We start from the raw sequence: 1,289 nt of genomic DNA, 5'->3' as shown, positions 1-1,289 counted from the left end.
TAGACTGACATAGCGATTTGAGACAATATTAAAACACCTTCTTAGGCTGCCATTCCTCGAAATTCTAGAGGAGATTGGTAGCCTAATTTTTCTTGAATACGTTCCATGTTATAGTGATTCATAAATATGTCCACACGATTTCTAACTTCTTGAAGGGAAACTGAATTGTATTTCACGTATTGAAATTCTTCAGATTTAATATTTGAATGAAAGGATTCAATGACTGCGTTATCCCAACAGTTTCCTCTTCTAGACATACTGCTTATAAGGTCCTTTTCTTTAACTAACTGTTGGTATGCGTAAGATGTATACACACTTCCTTGATCGGAATGGATTATGACTCCTTTTGGATTCTTTGTTGCTTTCAATGCAGCTTTTAGTGTATCGGTAACTAAGGATGTTTGTTGATGATCATAAAGTCTATATGCTACAACTTCATTATTAAACAGATCTATAATCGTTGATAGGTATAGCGTTTTAGGACCATACTGCATATAGGTAATGTCTGTTACCCATTTCTGATTGGGTTTAGTCGCTGTAAAATCCCTTTCTAATAGGTTTGGTGCTATGATTACCGATTCTCCATGTGATTTCCATCTACGTTTTGGTTTAATACGGCATTGTAAGTGAAATTTTTGCATGATACGTTGAACCGTATTTCGATGTAGTTTTATTTTATACTGCTTTTTAAGAAGTTGGGTAATTTTTCTGTGTCCATAGCGGTATTTTGTGCTTCGACATAATGTCTGAATTGCTATTTCCACCTCCGAAGGAGGAGTGAATGCTTTCTTGGTCCAACGGTAATAAGTAGACCGAGCTACATCTAATGCCTGTAGAATAGCAGTAACTGTATACTCTCCTCGAAATCTATCAACCAGCTGAAGTACTACTTCTTTTTCAACTCCTCTCTCAGTTCCAAATACTTTTTTAAAATTTCATTCTCCATCTTCAAATGTTCCATTTGCATATTTTTCTTTTCATCTTCATTTTCCCATTCAGGACCATGCCCATATGAATATTGTTTTCCAATCGGTTGGTCAAAACGGTGGATTTGATTCTCCTTATACCATCTCATCCATGTACGAATTTGAGTTCGGTTTTTTATGCCGTGTTTTTCCATTATTTCTCTGTTTGTTAGCTCGCCACTCATTTTATCTTTAATAACCGCCCATTTCACTTCACTAGAATACACGTTTTTGCCCATGCAAAAACACCTCCGAATAGTTATTGGTTTGATTATACCATTTCGAAGGTGTTTTTTATTGTCCCATTTTATTGTGTTAGTCTAA

Annotated in this window: 1 protein-coding gene; it reads right to left on the bottom strand. The window is 35.5% G+C overall.

All coding sequences use genetic code 11. The annotated features are described in order from the left end of the window. Nucleotides 1-41: 41 nt before the first annotated feature. A protein-coding gene (locus OMHG_RS00120) for an IS3 family transposase (RefSeq protein ID WP_147629116.1) occupies nt 42-1,204 on the bottom strand; the annotation gives its coding sequence in 2 pieces (ribosomal slippage) (nt 42-928 and nt 928-1,204; 1,164 coding nt in all). Nucleotides 1,205-1,289: the final 85 nt, after the last annotated feature.

It is taken from the genome of Oceanobacillus massiliensis str. N'diop (assembly GCF_000285495.1).
Lineage (GTDB): Bacteria > Bacillota > Bacilli > Bacillales > Amphibacillaceae > Oceanobacillus > Oceanobacillus massiliensis.
The sequence above is the reverse complement of the archived record's forward strand: the minus strand, read 5'-3'. Positions and strand labels throughout refer to the sequence as shown.